Below are 23,752 nucleotides of genomic sequence, written 5' to 3'. Positions count from 1 at the left end.
CGCATGAGTGACTATTTTTTAGAACATATACCCAAAACGTAATCCGCCGTTCCAGCCAAAGGGCGTTGGGAAATAAGATGAAGACTTTGACAAAACATAAGCCATGGACGGCTCTACATAGATATTATTGTTGGGGAATATCAGTTTATAGCCCACCTTGAGTGAAGTAGTCAGTCCTGCAAAACCGTGAATACCAATACCATCGTCACTATTTATGTCCACCGAACCTGCCAAAAAGTTAAACCCAAACGTTGTGCCAATGAAGAACTTATCAAAGTTTGTCACAGGATAATACCGTCCCTCGGCGGCAATTCCGAGATAGAAAAGGCTAATGCTGCCCAAAGTAATAAAATACGTTTCAGCGTCGCCGCCAACGCTAAAGTGTGGAACGATAAGCCGTTCATAAGCGGCGGAAAAAATGAAGACCGAAAAATCACTATCGCTGTCGGTAGCGATAAACCCCTTGAACAGTTGGAACAAGTCCAGCGCAATAGCGTTCTTTTTCTCCTGTGGCACTGCCGCCGGAGCTGCAGGTGTAGCAGGTGTAGCAGGTTTTGCTGGTGCAGGAGCAGGTGTCGCCGGTTTTGCTTGGGCAAAAGCCGCCCCCATAATTACGAAAGTCAATACCATGATGCAAACAATCTTCTTCATAAAAAACTCCTTTTTGTTAAACCTACCTCTATGGCAGGTAATCACGAAGATTTATCCGTTCTTTATAGGACGGTATTAATAGAATTTTAAGATTATTAAAATTTTTTGTCATGAGTAGTTACGCACGGATTTGAAGGTTTTTTTAGGTCAATTTAAGTAGTTTACGCACGGTTTTGTGGAAAATTTGCGAGTTTTGTAGGCTGATTCGGCGTTAAGCACTATTGCCGTTACTCTACCATAACATCACTATTTTTTACCTACAAGTTTTTAAGTCTTTGGCGTTTTTATCGGTGAGACATTGCGCCCCTTTCTTTTTTCTTAATCATTTAGTATATTTAATGTATGACGATAACACAAACGGTAGATATTACTGACGATTATCGGGTTATACTTGATGTTCCCCGAAACATACCAAAAGGGAGAACAGACATAACAATCCTGTTTCCTGTAAAGGAAAAACCCAAAGCCAATAACGACATACCGCGTTTTACGAAAAAAGAATTTAACGAATTGTTAAAAGACTGTCCTCATACACAAGCCATATCGGGCGTACTCTCAAGTTTGGGAGATATTGATCTTGATGAATGGCGCATGAAAAGGCTGGCAAAACACCTCTGATGAAAGTCTTGATTGATACCAATGTTGCGCTAGACATTCTTCTTCACCGCAAAGATTTTGCTGTTTCGGAAGCTGTCTCAAAATTGGTGGAAAAAAATATTATTTCAGGTTTTATCTCCGCTTCCGCAATAACTGATATTTTCTTTCTTGCTAAAAGCACTCTCGGTAAAAAGCCGACTAAAGACGCAATGAAAGAACTTTTAGAAATTTTTTCCCCTGCAACCGTAACAGACGGCAATATCTATGAGGCTTTGAATCTTGACTGGGAAGACTTTGAAGATTCCGTTCAGTTTGTCGTTGGGAAAAGTTTTTCTGTTGATTATATTGTTACCCGAAACACTAAAGATTATTCTTTAAGTGCCATTCCTGCAATAACGCCTGATCAGTTTGTGCAATTATTTACAAAAGAAAAATGAGGAATTGAAGAGGACATCTCGCAGAGGCACAAAAGGAATGTAATATCCGCTATGGGTGTTAATTTCTTTCCGCTACATTTTCCGCAATTCCGCCCTTGATGCGATTCCGGTTTTGAAATAAATGCAGGAGAGCGTGTTTTCTACAGTACGTTGGCTGATGCCAAGATCGGTGGCAATGCGTTTGTTGGATAAGCCGTTTACAACCAGAGCCAGAATCTCCGCTTCACGTGAAGTTAGGAGTTTTTTGGTTTCCGTGGCGTTTTGCAGTCCGGTCTTCACCGATTCGTCTATGGCGGTTTCACCACGCAGTACGGAGAGCAGAGCGGCTTCTAGTTCTTCTTCACTGCGGTGTTTGCACACATAGCCTTTTGCCACCAGAAGCAAAGCGGTGTTGGCGTGAGCATAGTCGTCAAAATGGGTGTAGACAGTTACCGGGGGCGCTTTTTTGCCGTAACGCTCCCGAAGCCAGGGGATAAGATCGAAACCGCAACTGTCCACAGACTCCCCGGACTTCAATTGAATGTCCAGAAGTATGATGTCAGGTAATGGTGGAACTTCAGCTAACAATGACTTTGCGTCTTCAAGGTTCGGCGCGATTCCCAAAACCTGCCATCGTCCCGTCCCAACGAACCACGAGGCAAGCCCTTTAAGCATTACCGGGTGATCTTCCAGAATAAAAATGCTGTTCATTTTACTTCCTTGTTATGCGGTATTTCAATGCACACCATAAAGCCGTTGCCTTCTTCGCTGATAAAATCAATGCGTCCGCCAAGAAGCATTGCCCGATGACGCATAGTTTGTAGCCCTAAGCCGCTTGTCGTTTCAAAACCGTTTGCAAGCCCTTTGCCGTCGTCGGAAACGCTGAACAGAAGCGAATTGATGTTATACCCCCCCCCCGGACGATAAACGTGCTACAAGCATGGTTTTTTGGGCATGGGAATGTTTTTCGGCATTGTTGAGCGCTTCCTGTGCAATCCGGTACAGGTGCAACCGCATCTCGCCGCTCAGGGACTCAAAGCATGGATCATCAGTTATTTCCACAACGCACTCAATCCCCGTCCGTTTTACAAACGAATTGCACAGCGAGTAGAGGGAATCACGCAGGCTTAAACGAGTAAAGTCAGGCGGCATCAGGCGGTTGCAGATTTCCCTAATCCGTGCGGCAATGGCTTTGTCCTGTAAATCCTGAAGAACCGAGTCATGGAGTTCGGCGGCAATCCGCATTCGTTCGGCTTCCTGCCCTTCCAACATCAGCGAGGAAAAGGCAATTGTTTTTGATTCCCTCTCACGGGCTTTTCGTGCGGCAAAGTAAAGATAGCAGAGAAAAACCACAAGGAGGCTCACAAACAGCACCAAAAGCCACAGCAGACGGAAATAGGATTCGAATTCGGCGGTGTTAATTGTTCTTTCGCCAAGCATGGCTTATTATAACGCTAAACTAGACAAAAAGGCAATTAACGTTTTTAATTATAATATGCAAAAGTCAAAACAGATTGTCTGCGTTTTTGTATGCCTTGCAGGAGTCGTGCTGAATACGGTTCTGAGCCGTTTTTTGCATAACTTTCTGGGCATCCCCCTGTATTTGGATACGGCGTTCACTATGACCGTTACATTTTTCTGCGGTCTATTCTGGGGCGTTCTGACGGGAGCCATAACCAACCTGTTGCATCACAGCATCTATTTTTTTGGTTTGCCTCCGTACCTGTATACCCTCTGCAATATAGCGGTAGCCCTAGTTACCGCACAATTTATCCGCTGGTTTCCACGTGAACTGGACATCGGTGCGCGGGAAAAGCCGACAGCCCAAAAAATTAATATACAGATTTTGATAGAAACTGTTATTTTACTGGTCATGCTGTCTTTTGCACTATGCGTGGTTATCAGCGTGTTGGGAGGTTTTTTCGCCACGCTTATTGATATTTTACAGCCCGCCGCACCTGCCACCACATCCTCTGAAATGGACTTCAAGTCCGCACTGATCAGAAAAGGTTTACCGCTCATTGTCGTGGAGATTGGCTCTCGTATTCCGGTCAACCTGCTTGACCGCCTTGTATCCTCTTTCCTTGGCTACGGAACCGCACTCTTGCTTGCCAAAGTTCGGCAGATTGCAAGTCTGAAAACCGAAAGTTAACGCGAAATTTTCAGCATTTTTTTCATGCGTAAAAGGTGTTTGTCGAATAACAACGCCGCTATAAAATCACACTATAACCAGTGCCATTTATCGCGCTGACAATCTGTTCTTGCGTTACAAGGGCTGCGTCATAATCAACAGCAACTTCTTTTTTGTGCCTGTTGGCTTTAACTTTCTTGATGCCGGACAGTTTGCGAACGGCGTCTTGAACGGCAATTTCGCAATGACCGCAAGACATTCCGTCCACGTTTAATGTTATTTTTTCCATAAGATTTCTCTTTTAATTCCGCAATCACAGGAACAGCCGGAGCATATCCCTGTGCATCTCTTTTTTTCCCTGACGATTTTTACCGTAACTGTTGTAACAATCGCAAGCAGAAATAATCCGGTAAGAATTGTCCCCGCATTATTCAACAAATAATTAGACATACGTTACTCCATTACTTCTTAACTGCCGGACGGAACAACATATACAAAAATCCCGCTGTTAGCAGAAACGCGATGACTGTTCCAAAACCAAAATGACCTGTAAACAACATTCCAAATTGATAGATACACAGCGAGACAATGTATGCCAAGCCGCACTGATAGCCTATTGCCGCCCAGAACCATTTGGCGTTATTCATTTCACGTTTAATTGCACCCATTGCCGCAAAGCAGGGAGCGCACAGTAGGTTGAAAACTAGGAAGGAGTAGGCGGCGATGCCTGTAAAACTTGCGGCAAGTTGTGACCACATTTCCGAGCCGTCTTCTGCGACTTCGCCGAAACCGTAGAGGATACCGAAAGTTCCTACCACGTTTTCTTTTGCAATCAAACCTGTGATAGCGGCAACTGCTGCTTTCCAGTTACCCCAGCCAAGCGGTGAGAAAATAACGGCAATTACGCCTCCGATTGCGGCAAGAATACTGTCTTCCATATCGACCAAGCCGAAACCGCCGTCTGTCCATCCGAAAGAGGATAAAAACCATACGCCGATTGTCGCAAGCAGAATAATCGTTCCGGCTTTCTTGATGAATGACCAGCCACGTTCCCACATACTGCGTAGAATATTAAGCACGGTAGGCAAATGGTAGGCTGGGAGTTCCATAACAAATGGAGCGACTTCGCCTAAAAATATTTTTGTTTTTTTCAAAATTACGCCAGAACAGATAATCGCCGCAATTCCGATAAAGTACGCACTTGGAGCTACCCACCATGTTCCGTTGAACAAAGCACCGGCAATCAATGCGATAATGGGCAACTTTGCCGAGCAGGGAATAAATGTGGTGGTCATAATTGTCATTTTGCGGTCGTGGTCGTTTTCAATTGTACGTGATGCCATAATGCCGGGAACGCCGCAACCTGTGCCGATAAGAAGCGGAATGAATGATTTGCCTGATAATCCAAAGCGGCGGAAAATTCTGTCCATAAAAAAGGCGATACGTGCAATATAACCGCAGGCTTCAAAGAAGGCGAGGAAAATAAACAGGATAAATATTTGAGGCACAAAACCAAGCACCGCTCCAACGCCCGCCACAATTCCGTCTACAATCAGGTCTCGCAACCATTCGGCGCAGTTAATTGATTCAAGTAAATTACCAAGAGCTACCGGAACGCCGGGAATCCATACGCCGAAATTAGCGGGGTCGGGTTCTTCTGTTATCAGTCCGTCATTAAAGTTGCTGACTGAATCTTCGTAAGCTGATGAACCAATTCCAAACAAGTGCCATCCGTCTCCGAACACTCCGTCATTTGCCCAATCGGTAGCAATTGTTCCTATTGTTGTTACAGAAACAAAGTAAACGATAAACATTATAACCGCAAAAATAGGGAGTGCCAAAATTCGGTTTGTAACAACTCTGTCTATTTTGTCCGATATGCTGAGTTTGCCTTTGTTTTTTATTTTTATGCAGCCTTTGATAATTGAATCAATGTAGCTATAACGCTCAGCGGTGATTATGCTTTCGCTGTCGTCATCAAGCCCAGCTTCACACTGTTTAATGTCTTGCTCGATATGCGCGACTTGTTCGGGTTTTAATCCCAGTTTTTCGATAATTTTTTTGTCGCGCTCAAACAGTTTTATGGAAAAAAATCGTTGTTGTTCATCAGGCATATCATGTAAAACCGCTTCTTCGATATGCGCCAGCGTATGTTCCACCGCGCCTGAAAAACTGTGTTGCGGTAAAGTTTTTACGCCTTCCGCCGCCTTGATAGCCGTTTCCGCCGCTTCCATAATCCCCGTGCCTTTAAGCGCGGATATTTCCACAACCTGACAGCCAAGTTCTTTGGCGAGCCTTGCTGTATCAATTTTATCGCCGTTTTTATGCACTACGTCCATCATGTTTAACGCCATGACAACAGGTATGCCAAGCTCTGTAAGCTGGGTTGTAAGGAACAGATTGCGCTCCAAATTCGTAGCGTCAATAATGTTCAGTATTGCTTCGGGCTTTTCGTCAATTAAATAATTGCGGGCGACTATTTCTTCAGGTGAGTAAGGCGAAAGAGAATAAATGCCCGGCAAGTCCGTTACAGTTACATCTTTTTGCCCTTTTAATTTGCCTTCTTTTTTTTCTACAGTTACGCCGGGCCAGTTTCCCACAAATTGGTTGGAGCCTGTAAGGGCGTTAAACAATGTTGTTTTGCCGCTGTTGGGATTTCCCGCAAGCGCGATTTTAATAGCCATGGTTTTCTCCTTTATTCACTAACTTCTATTGATTCTGCGTCCTCTTTACGCAGTGAAAGTTCATAACCTCGCACCGTAATTTCTACAGGATCGCCTAACGGAGCGACTTTTCTGACATGGATTTCTACACCTTTGGTAATACCCATTTCCATGATACGGCGTTTTATTGGTCCTCCGCCGTTTATTTTTACTACTTGAACAGTTTCGCCCGGTTTTGTCTCTTTAAGCGTTTTCATGATATGACTCCTTTTTATACCATTATTTTTGTAGCCATTTCTTGACTTACGGCTACACGAGATTCTTTTATACTTACAATCACATTACCGCTGTTTTTGGTAACAATCGTAACGTGCGAACCGGGAACAAAGCCTAAGTTTGCGAGAAACTGACGGATTTCTTCCTTGCCGCCTACTTTTTTTATCGAATTTTCCTCTCCGATATTTGCCATTGATAAAGGCATCATTTTATACTTCCTTTCCGGTTGCGGTAAGTTGTAACTAACCGCAAGGTAAATAAAAAAGTTAGTTTTCGCTAACCAATTCAAGTTTAACCGCTTACGATATTATTGTCAAGCGGTTTTTATTTAAAAATTGAATTTTACTCCTAGGGCGGGAGATATGCTGACATTTCCCCCGTCAATCCCGATAAGCGCAAACTCGCTTTTAACATAAAAAGTAAAACTTTTAAAAGAATAATCAAATTCAGGGGTAACGGTTATGCCTTCATTGGCAATTTCCTTTGGGATAATTGTTTCAACTTCTATGTATATTGGCTCTTTTTCAAAAGAAATAATCGCTTCAACGCCTTTGTATCCCGCATCATCACTTGGAACAATCAGCGTGCATACTTTTGCCTCAAGTCCCAAACCAAAAGAGCTTTTCCAACCTAGAGTAAAGTCCAGTCCTACGGCTGTATCGGCATCTTTATAGTATTGAATATATGTGATTGGCGCGCCGATTTTGGCATAAATATCTCCTGACTCAAAATTTTGATTGAATTTAATCGCCGGTGTAAATATCCCTGTAAGAGCGTTGCCTTCCTCAATCTTTGGAGCAATGATTATCTCGTCAAATTCATTCTCCAGAATAAATGACAAAGTGGACGCATCGCCGATACCTAAATTATAACCAATCATAAGATCAACATATATTGACTGCGGATTGACCTCATCTCCGTCTTCGTTGGGTTCTTTGGTAAAGCCGAAAGTATAGTCAACTTCGGCATATACATCCAGCGCGTCATCAAGGAAAGAATTTTCGTAGATAAGCATAGGCATAAGATAAGGAGACATTTCCTCATCGTTAGCTTTGTTTACATTTCCAATGCCGAATTCCAATCCGACGGAAAGACCGATGCCTTCTTCGTCCTCGGCTAAGGCAAAACTTGCCAACAAAGCCATGACGAGAATAGCAATAAAAAACCTCTTCATAAAATACCTCCATTCTTGAGTTAGCAATCACTAACCACAAGGTAAATAAAAAAGTTAGTAACAACTAACTACTTATGATTAAAAGTTAGTGTATCCTAACTTGTTTGTCAAGCGTTTTTATAAAATTTTTTAATAAATTTTTACTCACTTGAAAACTACTGTTTTTGAGGGTTTTTGGCGGTTTTATAATGACTTATGGAATCTTCAAACCCCTTTAGGCAGTTTAGAAAGCATAAGTCGGCGGTGGTTTATAATTTTTCCGTCTGCGATAAAATGTCCGTCTCCTACGGCATGGAAACAACGCTTTTCGGCGCGATTGCCGTCTACCCACGCCGCCAAGCCGTCAAGGACAAAAATGTCGTGCTTTTTAATGTGGTCAACTACACGGCACTCGATATTTGCATAACACTCTTTGATAAGCGGCGCGGATACATTTTCCGCTTCCAAAGGCGTTAATTTAAACTTTTTAAACTTGTCTACTTCCGCACCTGAACAAGTCCCTATTTGCACGGCTTTTTTTGCAAGGTCAACGGCAGGTATGGCTATTACACATTCCCCTGTTTTTGTCAGTGCTTTGTAAGAGTGATTCCATGAACCTGTTAAAAAGGCAAAACGAGGGGTAAAATCCATTACCATAGTCCATGAAAGCGTAAGTATATTTTGCTTGCCGCCGTCGGCTGTTGTAACAAGAACGACAGGACCCGATTCAAGAAGGGTAAACGCTTTTTGGAGGGGGAGTTTTTTCATCATCTTGCCTTAATAATAACACGCCGTTTCCTGTAGGGCAACTTTCCGCACTGGGGGGTATACACAGGATAGACTTTTCAATATTTTTTTTAAATTTCCCTTGACATTTAGCCCGATCTAGGCTAAGTTTATATTATGAATATGGTTATGGAAAGACCTTTGGTAGAAAAAAAGACTATCCCCATTCACGAGGCGAAATCAAATTTGTCCAGACTGGTTAAACGGGCGGCGGCGGGGGAAACCATCTATATCGGAGCTTACGGCAAACCGGAAGCGATTATTACGGCGGTCAATATCAATAAAATAAAGGCAGAACGACGGAAACAGGCTTTGGGCTGTATGAAAGGTAAAATTGAATTCCTTAAAGGCTGGGACGATCCGCTGCCAGATGACGTTATAGAGTCTTTTTACAGCATGAAGGGATTTGAGGAATTTGCAAAAAAATGAACAGGTTTCTATTGGATACCAATATTCTGTTGTGGTATTTTTGGGACTCTGATCGAATTGATTCGATAAAAGAACTAATTGCATCTGATGTAATGGATATATTTTACAGTCCTGTCTCTTTATGGGAAATTGCAACAAAAATAAAAAGCGGCAAACTGGATCTTAATTTGGAAGAACTCTATAACCTTGCCCAAAAATACGATTTTACAGAACTGCCACTGACCAGTGATTGCCTTAAAGCGTATATGGAGTTGCCTAATATTCACAAAGACCCGTTTGACCATATGCTGCTGGCACAGGCTCTTACTTCCCCTATGCGGCTTATTACAAGCGATTCTTTGCTGTCGGATTATTCTTCACTGGTAATGGTGATATAAGCAGTATATAATAATAGATAGCGCAAGAAAACCGACAAGGAGGCTTAATATTGAGCATACATGAATCGGCGGAAATGTATTTAGAGACAATTCATGTTTTAAACCTTAAGGGGAGTCAGGTTCGCTCCATTGATATTGTCAACGAGCTTGAATACTCAAAGCCGAGCGTAAGCGTCGCAATGAAAAATTTAAAGGCTAAAGGTTATATCGCAATAGACAACGAAGGATTTATAACATTAACCGCTAAAGGGCGGAAAATTGCTGAAACGATGTATGAAAGGCACGTCGCTATTTCTGACTGGCTGATTTTTTTGGGTGTCGATAAAAAAACGGCGGTGGACGACGCCTGCAAAATGGAACATGCCATGAGCGAAAAAAGTTTTACGGCGATAAAGAAGCATATTGATAATTGGAAAAAAGACGCTCAGACTCCCAAGAATGAGTGAAGCGTTTTTATGACTTCGTCAAAATTAATTGGTTTACCGATATGGCTGTTCATGCCGATATTAAGACATCTTTCAATGTCTTCTTTAAATACATTTGCTGTCATTGCAACAATTGGTATGGTCTTTGCCACTAAAATATCAAGCGCTCTGATACGCCGTGTCGCTTCATAGCCGTCCATTTCCGGCATCTGTATATCCATGAAAATCATTTCGTACTTTTGCGGTTTTTCAGTAAACATGCGGACGGCTTCTATGCCGTTTTCAGCAAAATCTATTTCAAGCCCGGGCGATCTTGAATCTGTAAAAGCAATCGCCGGTATCATAAAAAATTGTTCCGTTGCAGGGCTTTGCCGAAGCAGAGAAGGCGACATTGACGCAGCCAAAGAAGCGTTGGCGAAAGCGGCAAGTCCCCGTGTTCACATATTTCTTGCAACATCGCCCGTACACATGGAGTTCAAACTAAAAATGACTCCTGATCAGGTTTTGGAACAGGCGGTTTCTGCCGTGAAGTACGCAAAAAAATTCTGCAATGACATTGAGTTTTCCGCAGAAGACGCTTTCCGAAGCGATCCCGATTTTGTCTGCAAAGTTTTTGGAGCGGTAATAGAAGCTGGCGCACTTACTGTAAATTTCCCCGACACTGTAGGTTACGCAATGCCTGCCGAATTCGGCGAGCGTGTCCGCTACATAAAAGAACATACTCCGAAAATGGAAAAAGCGGCTTTGTCGGTGCATTGCCATAACGATTTGGGCTTGGCGGTAGCTAACAGTATCGCCGCCATCGCAAATGGAGCGGATCAGGTTGAGTGTACGATTAACGGAATAGGCGAGCGTGCCGGAAACGCTTCTTTGGAAGAAGTGGTAATGGGCTTGCGTGTCCGCCACGACTTTTTTTCCGCCGACACAAGAATAGACAGTTCTCAGATTTACGCCGCAAGCCGACTTGTATCGCAAGTGACGGGCGTTAAGGTACAGCCGAACAAAGCTATCGTAGGCGATAACGCATTCGCTCATGAAGCGGGAATACATCAGCATGGAGTATTGGCGAAAAGGGAAACTTACGAAATCATGACTCCGCAGTCGATTGGTATTCCGCAAAACCGCATGGTTCTTGGCAAACATTCAGGTCGCCACGCTTTTGAAGATCGTCTTAAAGATTTAGGTTTGAGCGTTGACGCATCGGCATTAGAAAAAATATTTGCCGACTTTAAGGACCTTGCCGACAAAAAGAAAGTTGTCAGCGACAGGGACATTGAAGCTCTTGTTATGGACAGGGCAGTGTCGGTTCCCGAAACATGGAAACTGGATCATTGGGCTGTAAACACAGGCTCTGCTTTAGGAGCGGCTGGCGTTATTCGCTTACAGCACAAAGACGGCAGATTTGAAAAATTGGTCTGCCTCGGCGACGGTCCCATCGACTCAATCTTTAAGGCGATAAATCAAATTGTCGGCAAAGAGCCGGAGCTTGAACTTTATGAAATCGGCGCTATCACAGGCGGCTCATCATCTCAAGGTGAGACAATGGTAAAAATAGCAATGGACGGACGGCGTTGGAACGGACGAGGCGTTTCCACCGATGTAATTGAATCTTCGATAATGGCTTATCTTTCTGCAATTAACGCTATGGAGTGGGATTTGACGCAGAGGGAGTAGAATTCTTCGTTCTTATTCGTATGGTTCGTGGTTAAAAGAAATAGTAAATAATCCAAAACCATGATATAATTCCCTCATGGTGCAATATAGGAAATTTTGGGTTATTTTAAATCCTACGGCTGGGAAGGGGAAAGCGGCAAAGCAGCACCCTAAAATCGAGCGTTTTCTGCGTGAAAGCGGACTTAATTTTGAAATACTCCTTACAAAGGGAGTCGGCGATGCTCTTAATATGGCGCGTGATTTACCGATTGGAGCTGATGATATAACAATCGCCGCAGGCGGGGATGGAACCTGTAACGAAGTTGTAAACGGCTTATTGTTACGACGTTCTTCAATGCCCCCTGTTTTTGGAATTCTTCCCATTGGGCGCGGTAATGATTTTGCCGCTACTCCTGGAATACCGCAAGATGTCGAGAAAGCTCTGCAACTGCTTACAACAGGAAACGCGCGCCCTTTGGACGCAGGTTTTGTAAAAGGCGGCTTTTTCCCTGACGGACGCTATTTTGTAAACGGAATCGGCATCGGTTTTGACACCAAAGTCGGCTTTGAGGCGGCAAAATTAAAAATTAAAAGCGGCATTTCCTATGCTGTCGGCGCTCTTATCACTGTTATACGCTATGAGCCTTCGCCCGTATTGCAAATTCATTACGATGACAAAGAAGTAACGCTGCCGGCGGTTCTTGTCTCTGTTGTAAACGGAAGAAGAATGGGCGGAAGTTTCTACATGGGACCAAACGCCATACTTGACGACGGGCTTTTGGACATCTGCTATGTGCAACATCAAAAATCGCGTTTTGATTTATTAAAGATTATTTCCCATTATACAAAAGGAACACAGGGCGAATGTAAGGGAGTAACCTTTGGCAGAGGGTCGCGTTTCCATTTAAAGGCGCTAGAGGGAGGAATGGCGGCGCACTGCGACGGAGAAACAGTCTGTTACGACGGCAAGGAATTGGAAATAACCTGTATCCCCAACGCCCTGCGGCTTATTGAGGCGTAATGTGGATTTTAGAAGATTCGTTGTAACTTATTTCATGAAAGGAATATTAAGCGTTATCTGTAAAATTGATTGCAGGGAATTTATTAAGGCGTTAAAAAACAACAAACCCATGCTTGTTATTTTTAATCATATTAATTTTTTGGAAGTTCCTATCCTTGTAACTCACAGTTATCCTCTTTATGTATCGGGACTTGTTAAATCGGAAACATGGGATAACCCTATATCCGCGTTTATTTTTAACACCTATAAGGCTATCCCAATTGACAGAAGGGGCGCTTTCGGCGAGGCTTTTAGGAAGGCGTTAAAGGCTATAGACAAAGGGTATTTTATATGCGTTGCGCCCGAAGGAACAAGAAGCAAGGACGGAGTTTTGGGAAAAGGGAAGCCGGGAATAATTCAACTTGCCATTGAAGCAAAAGTGCCGATACTTCCGGTAGCTCATCATGGCGGCGAAAAAATCTGGAAAAATATTCGGCATCTGCGACGTACCTCGTTTTGTTTTAAAGCCGGGCGTCCTTTTCGCATTAAATGCGCGGAAATGCCGGCAAAAGAAGAACGTGAAAAAATAATGACGGAAGTAATGTCTCAAATGGCTCGTCTTTTGCCTGAAAAAATGCAAGGAGAATACGCAAGTCATGTCAATAGCGAATGTAAATATTTGGAGTTTATATAATGATAAACAATAATCCTGACGCGAAGGTGCATATATTTGACGTGGATCACACGGTGGTAAGAAAAACAAGCGCCGAATACTTTGTACAAATAGCGTTAAAAGAAAAAATTATACGTTTTTCCCAGATAAGCCATTTAATAATTGACTGGATAAAATACAAACTGGCGTTTCCTAACAATGATTTTATAGAGAATACTGTAAAAAGACTGGCAGGTCTTAAAAAAGAAGATCTTGAACGTGTTGCCCAAGACTGTTTTGAAAAGCGTATTAAAAAAAACATATATACAGGCTTAAAAATTATTATTGATGATTTAATTAAAAAAGGAGAGAAGGTAATATTCGCCACATCTTCATTTGATTTTATAATAAAACCGTTAGAAAAATATTTTGGAATAGAAGGCTCTCTTGCCTGCCAGCTTGAGTATTCGCAGGGAATAACAACGGGCAAGTTAGTAGGGTACAGTTTTTTTGGACCAAAAAAGAAAACCGCCGCCCAAGCATGGATGCAAAGCAACGGCGTTAACCCTCAAAATGTCAGTTTTTATTCCGACTCATATACAGACCTACCCCTTTTGGAATACTGCGGAACCCCCGTAGCCGTAAACCCCGACGGTATCCTAGCTCGCAAAGCAAAAAATCGCAGGTGGAAAATTTTACGTTTTAAAGAAGTATTGGGCATTAAACGCTAATCTTTCTTAGTTCGCACTGGTTCGTGAGGTTAGTGGTTAAAAAATTCTTCCCAAAAATTACCAAGCAAACCGTAACCCCAACCCGTTCTTAATATCCAATAAATCCATAGTACCGATAGAATAAGAAACTTTCTTCCCCGAAAGGACAGTCTTAGCTGAAGCTTGAGCCGGAACAACATTACCCGCGCTGTCTGTAACAGATAGCGTTGAATTTCCATGTCCGCTGAAACTGACTGAAATATTATAACCTTCGGCGAAAACACGCATCAGGTCTAACAATTCTTCATCGTAGTTTGAATAATCTATCGGCTCATAAATAAGAAAAAGATCCAGTCTGCCCGATTGTCCATCTCTTTTTATAGATGTCTTTTTTCCAAGAGGATCAAGCAACGTAATCAACGCTTGATCGTTTTTATAATTGATTACTACTTTTATAACGGTATCTTGTTTTTCCTCAACAGATGAATAAGATACAAGTTTAGCGCCGGGTACTCTGTTAACCGTTCTTTCCCAATCGGTTTTACTTACGGGAATGGACGGCATAGATTCATTGCCGTCAAGCGCGCCAAGGTTGTTTACCATTTTTGAAATACGGTATTCCATGCTTAATCTGCCTGAGCCGTCCTTGTTCATTTGAATATTCAAAGATAAACCTATGCATGAATTAAGCGTTAAAAGTAAAATAAAAAGTATTAAAGAGAAACGTATTGCCTGTTTGGTTTTCATTAAAATTCCTCCGAATGTATTTTCATGTCCTGAATACGGACATGGGTTTCTTTTTCGATCATATCAAACGCCTTTTGAAGCACTGTTTCGCCAAAAGTTTTGGAATTGGAAACAAGAGCACCGCCAATTTGAGCAAAGGAAAGCGAGTCGTTTAGGTCAACTTCCGCCGCGCTTAAATGATAGCGTTTCCTCATCTTTTCCAGTACAGATTTGATAACCCGCCGTTTTTCCTTGATATTGGCAGTACCGGGAATCTCAAAAATTATCTGTATCATCGAAACAATCATTTAAATATAGGTTATTATATCTTAAAATGAATTTTTTGCGAAGGGCTATTATCGTCATTCTTATTTTCCTCCCGTTTGCCATATTTGGTCAGGAATATGCAGATATGGAGCCGGCACAGGAAGAACCCGCAACGGAATTGGACATGGACGAGTTAAGATACAGAATTACAGGGGAAGCGAGGCAGGAGCTTATGAAGGTTTCCTTAGGCAGTTCCGATGTTTCCCTTTTCGCGGCAGGTTCATGGATGGGCGATTTACAGGGGAATTTGGGCTTTTCCTATTCCCGCTTGGGGCTTGGTTTTGCCTCGCCTGATTCGCCTATTTTATACAAACAGGAAGTCGATTTAACCTTGTCTCTGTGGATTAACAACCGCTGGTTTGTCGAGACCAGCTTTGTAGACGATTCCGCGCAAAACACATACAGGGCAGGCTATCAGGGGCAGCCAGGGGAATTTTTACAATACGCGGGATTCGGCAACACGGGCTTGGATTTCCCCTCATTCCCATACCTTGATCTTGGTGGAGATTCTCCTTCTTCTTTCGGTTTTTACAGTCGCTTTGGAACAAGTGATATTAGCATACATACTCTGGTTAGATATGACGCCGCTTCCAGAGAAGAAAAAACATTTACAGGCGGCAGGGAGAGAACTTACAGCGATTTACAGCCTCAAAGCGCTATACGCGGAATTTCTTTTGTGTTGCCCGATGACGATGTAAACCCTGAAATAACAATTTATATTGAAGACGATAAAGGCGCTGTGCGTGATTCAACAGGACGGCGTTGGCGTTATGTCAAACAAACCGAATACGCTTTTTCAAGAACGCAGGGTATTTTGGAATTGAGTATAAGACCGTCGGGAATGGTAGCCGTAGCATATTCCAAAGGCGGGGACAATAACCCATGGATTAGCTCAATGGGCGCTTACAATACAAGCGGATTTTTAGCGGACGTTCAACAATGGTTTGATCCTACTCGCGCGGTAATAAAACTGGAAGATTATCCGCAATGTGGAAACGACGGAACAGCGACGGGAAAGCCGGGTAAAGTTGACTTTGCTATGGGTTCCGCCCTTGTCGTTTATCAGCCGGGAGCATTTTCGCCCTTTGAAAAAAGAAATCGCTATGACGCTCCTTCAAGCTCCGCCGAAAAAGCCGCTCTAGTGTTGGCTTCTTCCGGCAGGGAGATAAGCGGCTATGAATTAATACTGTTGGAAAATACGGCGGTTATTGATGAAACTCTTTTTTCCGGTATTGTGAGTCAAAAAGGAGTGTATGAACTTTTAAGTACAAACAGAAATAATTTGCGATCCCCAGCCGTATGCTTTCCGTTAGCCGAAAAATACCCTGAAATTTATCTGCCTTCTTACGGTATTTTCTCAGGCGATATTGTTATACGTTTTACAAATTTAAGCGATTCAAGCGGTTATTTTATCGGCAATGATGTTATTCCCGGCTCTGTGCAGGTTTGGCGCAGCGGCATTCAATATACCGATTTTAACTATAACCAATCTTCAGGCGAGGTGGCTATTAAAGGTTCTGTGGGACAAAATGAAATTATTCGCATAACATACTTAAAAAGAAGCGAAGGAACCAGAATGGGGAGCATTGCCGCAGGTCTTGGCGCTATTTATCATAATGGGGCAAGTCCGTTCTCGGCGCAAGCCGCAGTGGGAGCCCGCTGGAATATAACCGAAGATTCATTTACCGAAGAAGAAAATTCAAGTCAGGGTAGCGTGGGGATAAGCGCAAAAACGGCGTGGGAATATGATTATCTAAAAGCAAAAATTACCGCCGGTTTTGCTTTTGTTCAAACTGATACAACAGGTCTTTATCGCGCCGCCGGTATGGAAGGCAATGAAGTAATATTATCTCTTACGCCTGAAACCTCGTTTATTTCAAATCCGCCAAATGGCTTTAATTTGTATAATCGCTCGGACTTAATATACAGGAATTACAATAACAACACTTTACTTGGTAATAATCTTATGTATCTTGACTGGAACGCTGATGTTATTTCCTCTCTTAACAGACCCTATCCTGTTAAAGACCGTCAGTTAGGCGACACTCAAGTTCTTGCCGCAGAGTTTGAGTTGGAAGAAGGTGAATGGACGGGATTTCAGGTTCCTATTTATAATGACGCGGGTATTTTATCACGGGCGCGAGAAATAGAGATACCATTCAGATTTTACGATTTTAATAAAACTTCACCTGAAAAATTTAAAGTGATCATTCAAATAGGCTCTCTTTCAGGTAAAGATTTTGCGTACACGGAAAACACTGATTTTATTTGGGAGAACATACTTTTTACCGATGATTGGACTGGAATTTCTACCGCTCCTTATACCGATACGGATTTTAATTATAAAGAGAGAATAGCAAAGTTTATCTTAAACGACGAAGACAGATTAAAACTTGGAGACGCAAAATATTTGCGTATTATAGTTGTAAATAACGACATTAGTGAAGTATCCGGGCGATTTTTGCTTGCTCCCCCCATTGTGCGAGGAGCAGCGTTTAGACCTGTAACGTATAATGCGGTAACAAATACAATAAACGGAAACTCCGATAATGTATCTGTTATTGAAACTTTTGATTCGGGAATAAATACACTTGATTCCGCTTATAGTGAAACAATAAAAAAACTTCATCCCAATGACGCCGTCCAGAGAATATTAAAAATTGACTGGAACAGTATGCCGAATGGAGAATCCGCAGGCGTTGACGGCAGAGTAGCCGAGTTGCCATTAGCTGATTACAGAGAACTATCTTTCTTTGTTAAAACAGATAAAAAGTTTGAAAATAACGAAACATTAAAATTTATTGACGCTGTTGGATCAAATTCTCTTTCCGATTATCAGCTGAAAGCGGAAATGCCGTTAAGCGCTTTTACAGAGCAAAAGTGGTCAAAAGTTACAATACGCTACCAAGGTGATAATAAAGGCATAACCGTAGACGGAAGAAAGGTAGCGGCGTCTATAAGTTATGAGCCTAAAAAAAAGTTACAAGATAATCAGGGCAGAAGAACAAGCTATATCGCTATTTTGGTAACCCCTGATTTTGGCAATGCTCTTGATAACGGAACTGTCTATATCGACGAAATAATCCTTGAAGATTCAATTATGTATTACAGAATGAACGCCGGTACTGCTGTTGAATTTACAAAACCAGGAACATTGCTTTCCGTAGGCGATGTTTCCGTGTTAGAGGATTTTACCGTATATACAAATGTTGAATCAGAAGGGCGCGCTCAAAGCGAAACGGAAGAACAGGATTTTTCCGGCAGTTTGACAAATCGCACAGGAGCCGGAATATCCGTATTCGGCGTAAAAGCTGCAGGTAACTACGCGTTTACAACAGCGCAAGACACTTATCTTTGGAGCGCGGATCATTCGCTCTCTAAAACGCTCGGTTCTTTTTCCGTAAAAGAAACATTTTATGACTCCCCTCATGATAATAACGCGCATCATAATTTTAACATGGCTTTTTCATCGGACTTTTTTGCTAAGTTTGAGGCGGATGCGTTATATGACTATTCAAGACTTTGGCAGAAGTGGAATGCGGGGCTTGGTTACACTCCGCAAAATGAATATATTCCGTCAGCCGCGATAAACGCTCAAGCTTTGTGGACAAGAAACGACGTTACCGCGGAAATGGATAATTACGGTAATTTTTGGCTGGATACATGGGAAACATTAATTCCCGATAAGGGCAAAGACGCTAACGCAAGAAAAGCGCAGGCGCAATTTGTTTTAACGCAAAGAACAAAACCAATTGGAGCTATTATTTCACTTGAAGGTAATACCAATTCAACAGGCGTAAACTATATTACGCAATCAGGGCATTCCGTCTTCCTTGATATTCCTTTGACGTTTACTAAAACCGATATTAACTTTAGAATGGGACGCGGTTTTAAAAGACATCTGTATTATTTTGGAGAAGATGTAACAGACGACAGTAAAAAATTATTGGAAAGCATAGAAGATTTTTCTCCGATCTGGGGAGTTTTCCCCGGATATTCGCTCTTTGCGCCGGAACTTCCCGATGTAATGTATACAGGGCTTGATGATTCGCCTTCGGCGCAGTCGGCTCTTTATTCGTTTTTTAATGATCATTTTAGTACAAAAATCAGTTTACCCATGATTTACAACCTTTCAGCTTTTATCCTTCCCAATAAAATAACTTTTCAGATAGAAAGAACACTGGAGCAAAAAATGGATACAAGAACCGATAAATTGAACATTGGCGGGGGTTTGGGTTTTTACGCTATAAATATGTTTGGAAATATGGGGTATCGTCCCATTTTTAAATTTTATCAAACCGATGAATATTCACATTCAATTGATGTCTCGGTATATATTCCAAAGAATGAGGATATTTCTTACAGGGTACAATCCGTATTAAGCGCTGGGTTTAAGGGAGCCGGCGGAGGTTTATTAAGTTTTGTTAATACTTATACGATTAAATCCGAAGGCTATTGGCTGGAAAGTTTTGTCTCGGCTTGGGAAGTTCCTATTAAAAAAAGTATGTTAGGTAACATTTATAATAAATTTATTTCCTCGGCGGAAAGACAAAATTCATGGCTTAAACTAACTTCGTTCTTCGGCGCGCAGCATGAACAATTAAGAAAAGAAAGCTTGGAATTGGTACTTGATAAACAAACGGATTATATGCGCTGGAGCGTAATAGCGGGGCACGAAGAAATAGTAAGAATTCAGGGAAGGCTTAATTTTTCCACATATATAAAACTTAGAGGCGGCGAAGATAAAGAACGGGAAACATTAATTTTTGACGTTATTCTTGGAACCGCTTTACGAGTCAGTTTTTGATGAATCGCTTTTTTCCGTTTCCTTTTTTTCCTGTTCGGTTGCTGATTTTCTCATATTGCCGATTATAGTCTGGACGCTTGTTTTATTTGCGGCGCTGATTTTTAAGGTAAGTATTTTTTCAACCGCAGGAATATCATTAAACCCTTCGCCGACGGCATTTTGAAGCTCTGTAATTCCTTCGGCATTTTCACCATCGGCAATTATCATTGCTCTTGCGAGCGCAAAACGCACTTCGCATTTTTGAGGATTAACGGCAGTAGCGGCAATTTCAGTTAATGCTTTGCGGTATTCTTCAAGCGCTCTTGCATATAAAGAATTGTCTTCCAAAACCTGCGCGTATTCATATCTTGCTTTTGCGTCCGTATTAAAACTAAGATAGTTGGAATAACTGTCAATAGCTTCTACTTTTTTTAACTTTGCCTGACATCGCGCATATAGCAACATTGTGTCTTTGTTTTCCAGTAAACCGGCAGAGTACTTTTCCAATACTTCTTCCGCTTTGGCATAGCGCTCCAGAGCAAATAACACTAAAGCGTGGTTGTATCCGTCATCTGCGCTTTCAGGAACAAGGGTAAGCAGTTTTGCGTAATGTTTTTCGGCAATTTCAATATCGCCAGTTTTAATTCTTGAATAAGCCGCCGCTTTTAGGGCAAGCACGTTATCTTTGTCTCTTTTTAAGACAGCTTCAAAATATTTTGCGGCGTCTTCGTATCTTTTCATTTCATAGGCGATTCGTCCCAAATTGTATGTCGATGCGGTCATGGTTCTATCCGACTGTCTTGCTCGATTCAGCCATTTTTCCGCTTCGTAAAATTTTCCAAGATCATAATAAGCCATTCCAAGCGCGTAATATTCCTGAGCTGACGCGGCTCTTCCGGCGCAACCGTTTAGAAAAACAGATAAGAAGAAAAAAATAAAAACTGATAAAAAGCAAATAAAACTTTTTTTTCTCATATTCACCTGTTTAAAACCGTGTTTTCAATCTCGCGGAATTGTGAGCGGTACAGGTTCGCAATTCCAGATCCGTAATCCGCAAGAAGCTGAATAATGTTTCTTGGATTTACTCCGTCTTGTCCGTTTATTCTGTCTCCTGCGTCTCCAAGACCAGGCATAATGTACGCGCTATCGTTCAATACGCCGTCCATCCACAATGTATAAACATTGCAATTATCAAGCGCCCTTACAACTCTAAGAGCGCCCTTTAACGCCGCAATTACGTTTAAAAAAATAATTGAACGCGGTTTTATTCCTGTTTTTAACAAATATTTTACTACTGTAACAAGGCTTCCGCCTGTAGCGTTCATTGGATCCGCAAATATTAAATCTTTACCGTCAAGAACATAGGGACTAAAATAAGATTTATCAAGGTCAAGAATATATTCCATGTTGTTTTCTTGTTTTTTATCGTTACGGTAAATTCTGAATAGCGCAAAAGGAGTAATATATCCGTTTGATGAATATTCCTCAATTTCTTTGCTCATAATCATAGAAGGAAGAAGCGCTCCCCTTAGCATTACGCACATTACAGTATTGCAAATTTTATCGTCGATATTGGTTATTTTATGAACCGCATAATTTTGCACTGGAGAAGTTACGGGAGTTTTTACAATAAGATTATTTTTATGCGAACCTTTACTTGTCCATGCAAGTTTAAAAAGCATCTCGTAAGCGCGTTGGATATAGTACACAAATTCATTGTTATCCGTTTTTACATCGCGCAATTTCGCGATAACGCGGGAAGCCTCCGACTGGTCTTCCTGAGGGGAAATAAACGAGTAAACATAAATTCTTGGGTTTTTTTGGCATATTTCCTGCATTAACTCGCCCATATCGTTATAAACGGAAATAAGCTCGTTTTGCGCGTCTTTTTTCCCTTCCTGCACTTTTGGGAAAATATCAAGAGCTTTGCGGAAAAGGGCATTCATATTTTGAAGGTATGACTTGTCATCGGCGGTTAAATAGTCGTCCAATTCACCGGCTTGTAAGATTACCTTATCCATAAGTACAGTATAATAGACATAAGCTGAAAATGGCTAGTGGGTACGTCTTAGCCTGATTGACAAACAGCAAAAAAAAGTAGAATTTATATAGAGTATGAAAAAGTTTTCCGTTTATTTATTGATAATTATTCTTGGCATGGCATTTTTTCCCATATCTTGCAGGGGCGATAAAATCGGTTCTGTAGAAAGAGAAGACCTTTTTAAACTTGAAATTGGTCCTATGGAAGATCAAATAGCGTTGTATAAATTGGACGGAACAAGGGGTATAAGACGCACCTCTTTTACAATGAGGGACGGGTTGTTTTTTATATCGGACGGCAACAGCGGAAAAATAGTGCGCTATAACTCATACGGCAACTTGCTGTTTATGATCTATAACGAAGAAACCAATCCCGCGCCAATCACGCTTAAAACCAACATTCAGGAAGACGAGCAGGCAACCCGTTGGGCTTTTACATATCCGCTTGAAGAACCGGGCTGGATAACCGTAGATTCGCGCAAACATATATTTGTAGAAGACAGATTATTACCGCAGGATCACCGCATAGACCCTGAAACCAAAGCGGTGCTGGACGGTATAATTTTACATTTTGATCAAAATGGGCGTTTTATTAATTATCTTGGCAAAGAGGGAATTGGGGGAAGTCCGTTTCCCAGAATAATAGGAATGTCTACTTCTGTTAGAGACGAGATTGTTGTAATTTGCCGTATTCCCGACGGCTGGGATATTTTCTGGTTTAATTCATCTGGGACGCTTCTTTATCTTGTAAAAATTTCCGCGAGCGTAATTCCCACTTTGTCAAATTGGCCCGACGCTTTTTCCGCAATAGACAGTATTACTCCGTCTCCCGACTCAAGGAAACTCTATATAAAAGTTGATTATTCGCACGATATTTATGATCAGTCTACAAATACCAGAACAGGAAGCGAGCCTTTAAGCTCTTATTTATGGGTGCTTAATGTTGAAGATGGAACTTATACAGGCTCCGTAGAAATCCCCCTTTATGAAGTATTAGAAAATGGGAAACTTACAGGCATTAAAGTTTTTTATTCAGTCCTTGGAGCGGCACGAAACGGGCAGGCGCTTTTTTACTTTCCCGTTGAAACAGGGTATTCATTACTTTTTGTAGATACAAATTCGCGGGAACACCGCAGGGGATATATTCAATTTTCTATGGATGAATTGCGGTATAACGATTTTTTCCTGTCTGTTGACGGAATTCTTTCCGCCATGCTTGCGGATAACTTTAACGTAAAACTGGTTTGGTGGCGTACCGATAAACTTTTAGGGGTAATGCCGTGACCGATTCAACGGATTCAGATGAGGGCAAAAAAAGACCTAACGCGAATTATAAATTAAGCAAGCCGGACGACGCTGTTGTTCCTCCTAAAGACGAATTAAATTTTTACTATAACCGAGAGCATAGGCTTGCCAAAGCGCCTAAATATGTTCAAGCCCTTTATGAAGAAAAAAAGCCAAACCGTTTTGGCTTTCTTGGAGTTATTGGAGTTCTTATCTCCGATACGCCAAAAAAATAATGTTTTTTACTATTATTCTTATGTGCGTGCTTATATGGTTGTTTTCGTTTTTAGGCTTTATTACTTCGCCCCGCAACCTTGACGGAAATCTGGTTAGTGTTTCCGCTTCTTTTTACGAAGATACAACTATTGTCGTTATAAATAAAAAATTAAAAGGCAGAAACGCATATACGGGAGCCGTGGATATGGCGGTATCTGTTCCACTTCCTGAGCAAGAAGACTCAGGCTTGCAAAGCGAAAATAATATCCCTATTTTTTATCACAGGATCTTTTTTTCGCTTGAAAAAAAAAAACGCCACAGGATAGTAGTTTCATTTGAATTCCCAGAGTTGTTTGTAGTGCTTTCAACCGAAAAGAATACTAAAAAAGAAAAAAATGCTGGAAAAACCATTGTCCTGTTTCTTTTAAACATCCTACGCTGCCGCCGAGAGACA

29 protein-coding genes and 1 pseudogene are annotated in these 23,752 nt (G+C 41.8%); 14 read left to right on the top strand and 16 right to left on the bottom strand.

Features of this window, described 5'->3' with window-relative positions; genetic code table 11:
• Positions 1 to 18: 18 nt before the first annotated feature.
• A complete protein-coding gene (locus tag ACYVTD_RS02200; protein ID WP_461246142.1) occupies positions 19 to 651 on the bottom strand; it encodes a hypothetical protein in 633 nt (210 codons plus the stop codon).
• Between the two features lie 342 nt (positions 652 to 993).
• On the opposite strand from ACYVTD_RS02200, the gene ACYVTD_RS02195 reads away from it, so the two are divergent.
• Complete coding sequence (locus ACYVTD_RS02195; RefSeq protein WP_461246141.1) at positions 994 to 1,269, top strand: hypothetical protein; 276 nt, start codon at positions 994 to 996, stop codon at positions 1,267 to 1,269.
• Complete coding sequence (locus ACYVTD_RS02190; protein WP_461246140.1) at positions 1,269 to 1,685, top strand: PIN domain-containing protein; 417 nt, start codon at positions 1,269 to 1,271, stop codon at positions 1,683 to 1,685. Before ACYVTD_RS02195 ends, ACYVTD_RS02190 begins: the two co-directional genes overlap by 1 nt.
• Positions 1,686 to 1,757: 72 nt before the next feature.
• On the opposite strand, the gene ACYVTD_RS02185 is transcribed toward ACYVTD_RS02190, so the two are convergent.
• From ACYVTD_RS02185 to ACYVTD_RS02175, 3 genes are read right to left on the bottom strand one after another with little or no spacing between them, the layout of a single operon-like run.
• Positions 1,758 to 2,375 carry a LuxR C-terminal-related transcriptional regulator gene (locus tag ACYVTD_RS02185; protein ID WP_461246139.1) on the bottom strand — a complete coding sequence of 206 codons (618 nt, stop codon included), beginning with the start codon at positions 2,373 to 2,375 and terminating at the stop codon, positions 1,758 to 1,760.
• Positions 2,372 to 2,554 carry an ATP-binding protein gene (locus ACYVTD_RS02180; protein ID WP_461246154.1) on the bottom strand — a complete coding sequence of 61 codons (183 nt, stop codon included), beginning with the start codon at positions 2,552 to 2,554 and terminating at the stop codon, positions 2,372 to 2,374. Before ACYVTD_RS02180 ends, ACYVTD_RS02185 begins: the two co-directional genes overlap by 4 nt.
• A 13-nt stretch (positions 2,555 to 2,567) precedes the next feature.
• Positions 2,568 to 3,104, bottom strand: coding sequence for a sensor histidine kinase (locus ACYVTD_RS02175; RefSeq protein WP_461246138.1), 537 nt, complete (start codon positions 3,102 to 3,104; stop codon positions 2,568 to 2,570).
• Here ACYVTD_RS02175 and ACYVTD_RS02170 point away from each other — a divergent pair.
• Entirely contained in the window at positions 3,103 to 3,816 is a 714-nt protein-coding gene (locus tag ACYVTD_RS02170) for a hypothetical protein (RefSeq protein ID WP_461246137.1), read from the top strand. The genes ACYVTD_RS02175 and ACYVTD_RS02170 overlap by 2 nt on opposite strands.
• 58 nt (positions 3,817 to 3,874) lie before the next feature.
• Here the strand turns inward: ACYVTD_RS02170 and ACYVTD_RS02165 are convergent, their stop codons facing one another.
• The 7 genes from ACYVTD_RS02165 to ACYVTD_RS02135 form a co-directional block, all read right to left on the bottom strand.
• Positions 3,875 to 4,084: a heavy-metal-associated domain-containing protein gene (locus tag ACYVTD_RS02165; protein WP_461246136.1), complete on the bottom strand. Its 210-nt coding sequence runs from the start codon at positions 4,082 to 4,084 to the stop codon at positions 3,875 to 3,877.
• Positions 4,072 to 4,245: a FeoB-associated Cys-rich membrane protein gene (locus tag ACYVTD_RS02160; protein ID WP_461246135.1), complete on the bottom strand. Its 174-nt coding sequence runs from the start codon at positions 4,243 to 4,245 to the stop codon at positions 4,072 to 4,074. Before ACYVTD_RS02160 ends, ACYVTD_RS02165 begins: the two co-directional genes overlap by 13 nt.
• Positions 4,246 to 4,256: 11 nt before the next feature.
• Positions 4,257 to 6,479, bottom strand: coding sequence for a ferrous iron transport protein B (gene feoB / locus ACYVTD_RS02155; RefSeq protein WP_461246134.1), 2,223 nt, complete (start codon positions 6,477 to 6,479; stop codon positions 4,257 to 4,259).
• A gap of 11 nt (positions 6,480 to 6,490) precedes the next feature.
• On the bottom strand, positions 6,491 to 6,715 hold the full coding sequence (locus ACYVTD_RS02150) for a FeoA family protein (protein ID WP_461246133.1): 225 nt from the start codon (positions 6,713 to 6,715) through the stop codon (positions 6,491 to 6,493).
• A gap of 14 nt (positions 6,716 to 6,729) precedes the next feature.
• Entirely contained in the window at positions 6,730 to 6,942 is a 213-nt protein-coding gene (locus tag ACYVTD_RS02145; RefSeq protein WP_461246132.1) for a FeoA family protein, read from the bottom strand.
• A 120-nt stretch (positions 6,943 to 7,062) separates the two neighbouring features.
• Complete coding sequence (locus tag ACYVTD_RS02140) at positions 7,063 to 7,908, bottom strand: hypothetical protein (RefSeq protein WP_461246131.1); 846 nt, start codon at positions 7,906 to 7,908, stop codon at positions 7,063 to 7,065.
• 204 nt (positions 7,909 to 8,112) lie between these two features.
• The gene (locus ACYVTD_RS02135; protein WP_461246130.1) at positions 8,113 to 8,658 is read right to left on the bottom strand and encodes a flavin reductase family protein; all 546 of its coding nucleotides are present in this window, start codon (positions 8,656 to 8,658) and stop codon (positions 8,113 to 8,115) included.
• 132 nt (positions 8,659 to 8,790) lie between these two features.
• Between ACYVTD_RS02135 and ACYVTD_RS02130 the strand changes: the two genes are divergently transcribed.
• From ACYVTD_RS02130 to ACYVTD_RS02120, 3 genes are read left to right on the top strand one after another with little or no spacing between them, the layout of a single operon-like run.
• Positions 8,791 to 9,102: a type II toxin-antitoxin system Phd/YefM family antitoxin gene (locus ACYVTD_RS02130; protein WP_461246129.1), complete on the top strand. Its 312-nt coding sequence runs from the start codon at positions 8,791 to 8,793 to the stop codon at positions 9,100 to 9,102.
• Positions 9,099 to 9,479 carry a type II toxin-antitoxin system VapC family toxin gene (locus ACYVTD_RS02125; RefSeq protein WP_461246128.1) on the top strand — a complete coding sequence of 127 codons (381 nt, stop codon included), beginning with the start codon at positions 9,099 to 9,101 and terminating at the stop codon, positions 9,477 to 9,479. Before ACYVTD_RS02130 ends, ACYVTD_RS02125 begins: the two co-directional genes overlap by 4 nt.
• A 50-nt stretch (positions 9,480 to 9,529) precedes the next feature.
• Entirely contained in the window at positions 9,530 to 9,925 is a 396-nt protein-coding gene (locus ACYVTD_RS02120) for a metal-dependent transcriptional regulator (protein ID WP_461246127.1), read from the top strand.
• Here the strand turns inward: ACYVTD_RS02120 and ACYVTD_RS02115 are convergent.
• Positions 9,904 to 10,206: pseudogene (locus ACYVTD_RS02115) on the bottom strand (response regulator); the annotation flags it as partial. The gene ACYVTD_RS02120 and the pseudogene ACYVTD_RS02115 overlap by 22 nt on opposite strands.
• On the opposite strand from ACYVTD_RS02115, the gene ACYVTD_RS02110 reads away from it, so the two are divergent.
• From ACYVTD_RS02110 to ACYVTD_RS02095, 4 genes are all read left to right on the top strand, one after another.
• Positions 10,178 to 11,578: a 2-isopropylmalate synthase gene (locus ACYVTD_RS02110; protein WP_461246126.1), complete on the top strand. Its 1,401-nt coding sequence runs from the start codon at positions 10,178 to 10,180 to the stop codon at positions 11,576 to 11,578. The pseudogene ACYVTD_RS02115 and the gene ACYVTD_RS02110 overlap by 29 nt on opposite strands.
• A gap of 76 nt (positions 11,579 to 11,654) precedes the next feature.
• Positions 11,655 to 12,578, top strand: coding sequence for a diacylglycerol/lipid kinase family protein (locus ACYVTD_RS02105; RefSeq protein ID WP_461246125.1), 924 nt, complete (start codon positions 11,655 to 11,657; stop codon positions 12,576 to 12,578).
• A 1-nt stretch (position 12,579) separates the two neighbouring features.
• Positions 12,580 to 13,251 carry a lysophospholipid acyltransferase family protein gene (locus ACYVTD_RS02100; protein ID WP_461246124.1) on the top strand — a complete coding sequence of 224 codons (672 nt, stop codon included), beginning with the start codon at positions 12,580 to 12,582 and terminating at the stop codon, positions 13,249 to 13,251.
• On the top strand, positions 13,251 to 13,940 hold the full coding sequence (locus ACYVTD_RS02095; protein WP_461246123.1) for an HAD family hydrolase: 690 nt from the start codon (positions 13,251 to 13,253) through the stop codon (positions 13,938 to 13,940). Before ACYVTD_RS02100 ends, ACYVTD_RS02095 begins: the two co-directional genes overlap by 1 nt.
• Positions 13,941 to 13,997: 57 nt before the next feature.
• Here the strand turns inward: ACYVTD_RS02095 and ACYVTD_RS02090 are convergent, their stop codons facing one another.
• Positions 13,998 to 14,666 carry a hypothetical protein gene (locus ACYVTD_RS02090; RefSeq protein WP_461246122.1) on the bottom strand — a complete coding sequence of 223 codons (669 nt, stop codon included), beginning with the start codon at positions 14,664 to 14,666 and terminating at the stop codon, positions 13,998 to 14,000.
• A complete protein-coding gene (locus ACYVTD_RS02085) occupies positions 14,666 to 14,953 on the bottom strand; it encodes a DUF503 domain-containing protein (RefSeq protein ID WP_461246121.1) in 288 nt (95 codons plus the stop codon). The genes ACYVTD_RS02090 and ACYVTD_RS02085 overlap by 1 nt, the downstream gene beginning before the upstream one ends.
• 26 nt (positions 14,954 to 14,979) lie before the next feature.
• Here ACYVTD_RS02085 and ACYVTD_RS02080 point away from each other — a divergent pair, with 26 nt between their 5' ends.
• Complete coding sequence (locus ACYVTD_RS02080) at positions 14,980 to 19,779, top strand: hypothetical protein (protein WP_461246120.1); 4,800 nt, start codon at positions 14,980 to 14,982, stop codon at positions 19,777 to 19,779.
• Here ACYVTD_RS02080 and ACYVTD_RS02075 read toward each other — a convergent pair.
• On the bottom strand, positions 19,762 to 20,733 hold the full coding sequence (locus ACYVTD_RS02075) for a tetratricopeptide repeat protein (RefSeq protein ID WP_461246119.1): 972 nt from the start codon (positions 20,731 to 20,733) through the stop codon (positions 19,762 to 19,764). The genes ACYVTD_RS02080 and ACYVTD_RS02075 overlap by 18 nt on opposite strands.
• A gap of 2 nt (positions 20,734 to 20,735) precedes the next feature.
• The gene (locus ACYVTD_RS02070; protein WP_461246118.1) at positions 20,736 to 21,779 is read right to left on the bottom strand and encodes a uracil phosphoribosyltransferase; all 1,044 of its coding nucleotides are present in this window, start codon (positions 21,777 to 21,779) and stop codon (positions 20,736 to 20,738) included.
• A gap of 94 nt (positions 21,780 to 21,873) precedes the next feature.
• Between ACYVTD_RS02070 and ACYVTD_RS02065 the strand changes: the two genes are divergently transcribed.
• From ACYVTD_RS02065 to ACYVTD_RS02055, 3 genes are all read left to right on the top strand, one after another.
• Entirely contained in the window at positions 21,874 to 23,082 is a 1,209-nt protein-coding gene (locus ACYVTD_RS02065) for an LIC_12708 family protein (protein WP_461246117.1), read from the top strand.
• On the top strand, positions 23,079 to 23,318 hold the full coding sequence (locus ACYVTD_RS02060) for a hypothetical protein (RefSeq protein ID WP_461246116.1): 240 nt from the start codon (positions 23,079 to 23,081) through the stop codon (positions 23,316 to 23,318). The genes ACYVTD_RS02065 and ACYVTD_RS02060 overlap by 4 nt, the downstream gene beginning before the upstream one ends.
• On the top strand, positions 23,318 to 23,752 hold a 435-nt coding region (locus ACYVTD_RS02055), incomplete at its 3' end, for a hypothetical protein (protein WP_461246115.1). The genes ACYVTD_RS02060 and ACYVTD_RS02055, both read left to right, overlap by 1 nt.

Source organism: Treponema sp. R6D11, assembly GCF_054786075.1.
The sequence above is the reverse complement of the archived record's forward strand: the minus strand, read 5'-3'. Positions and strand labels throughout refer to the sequence as shown.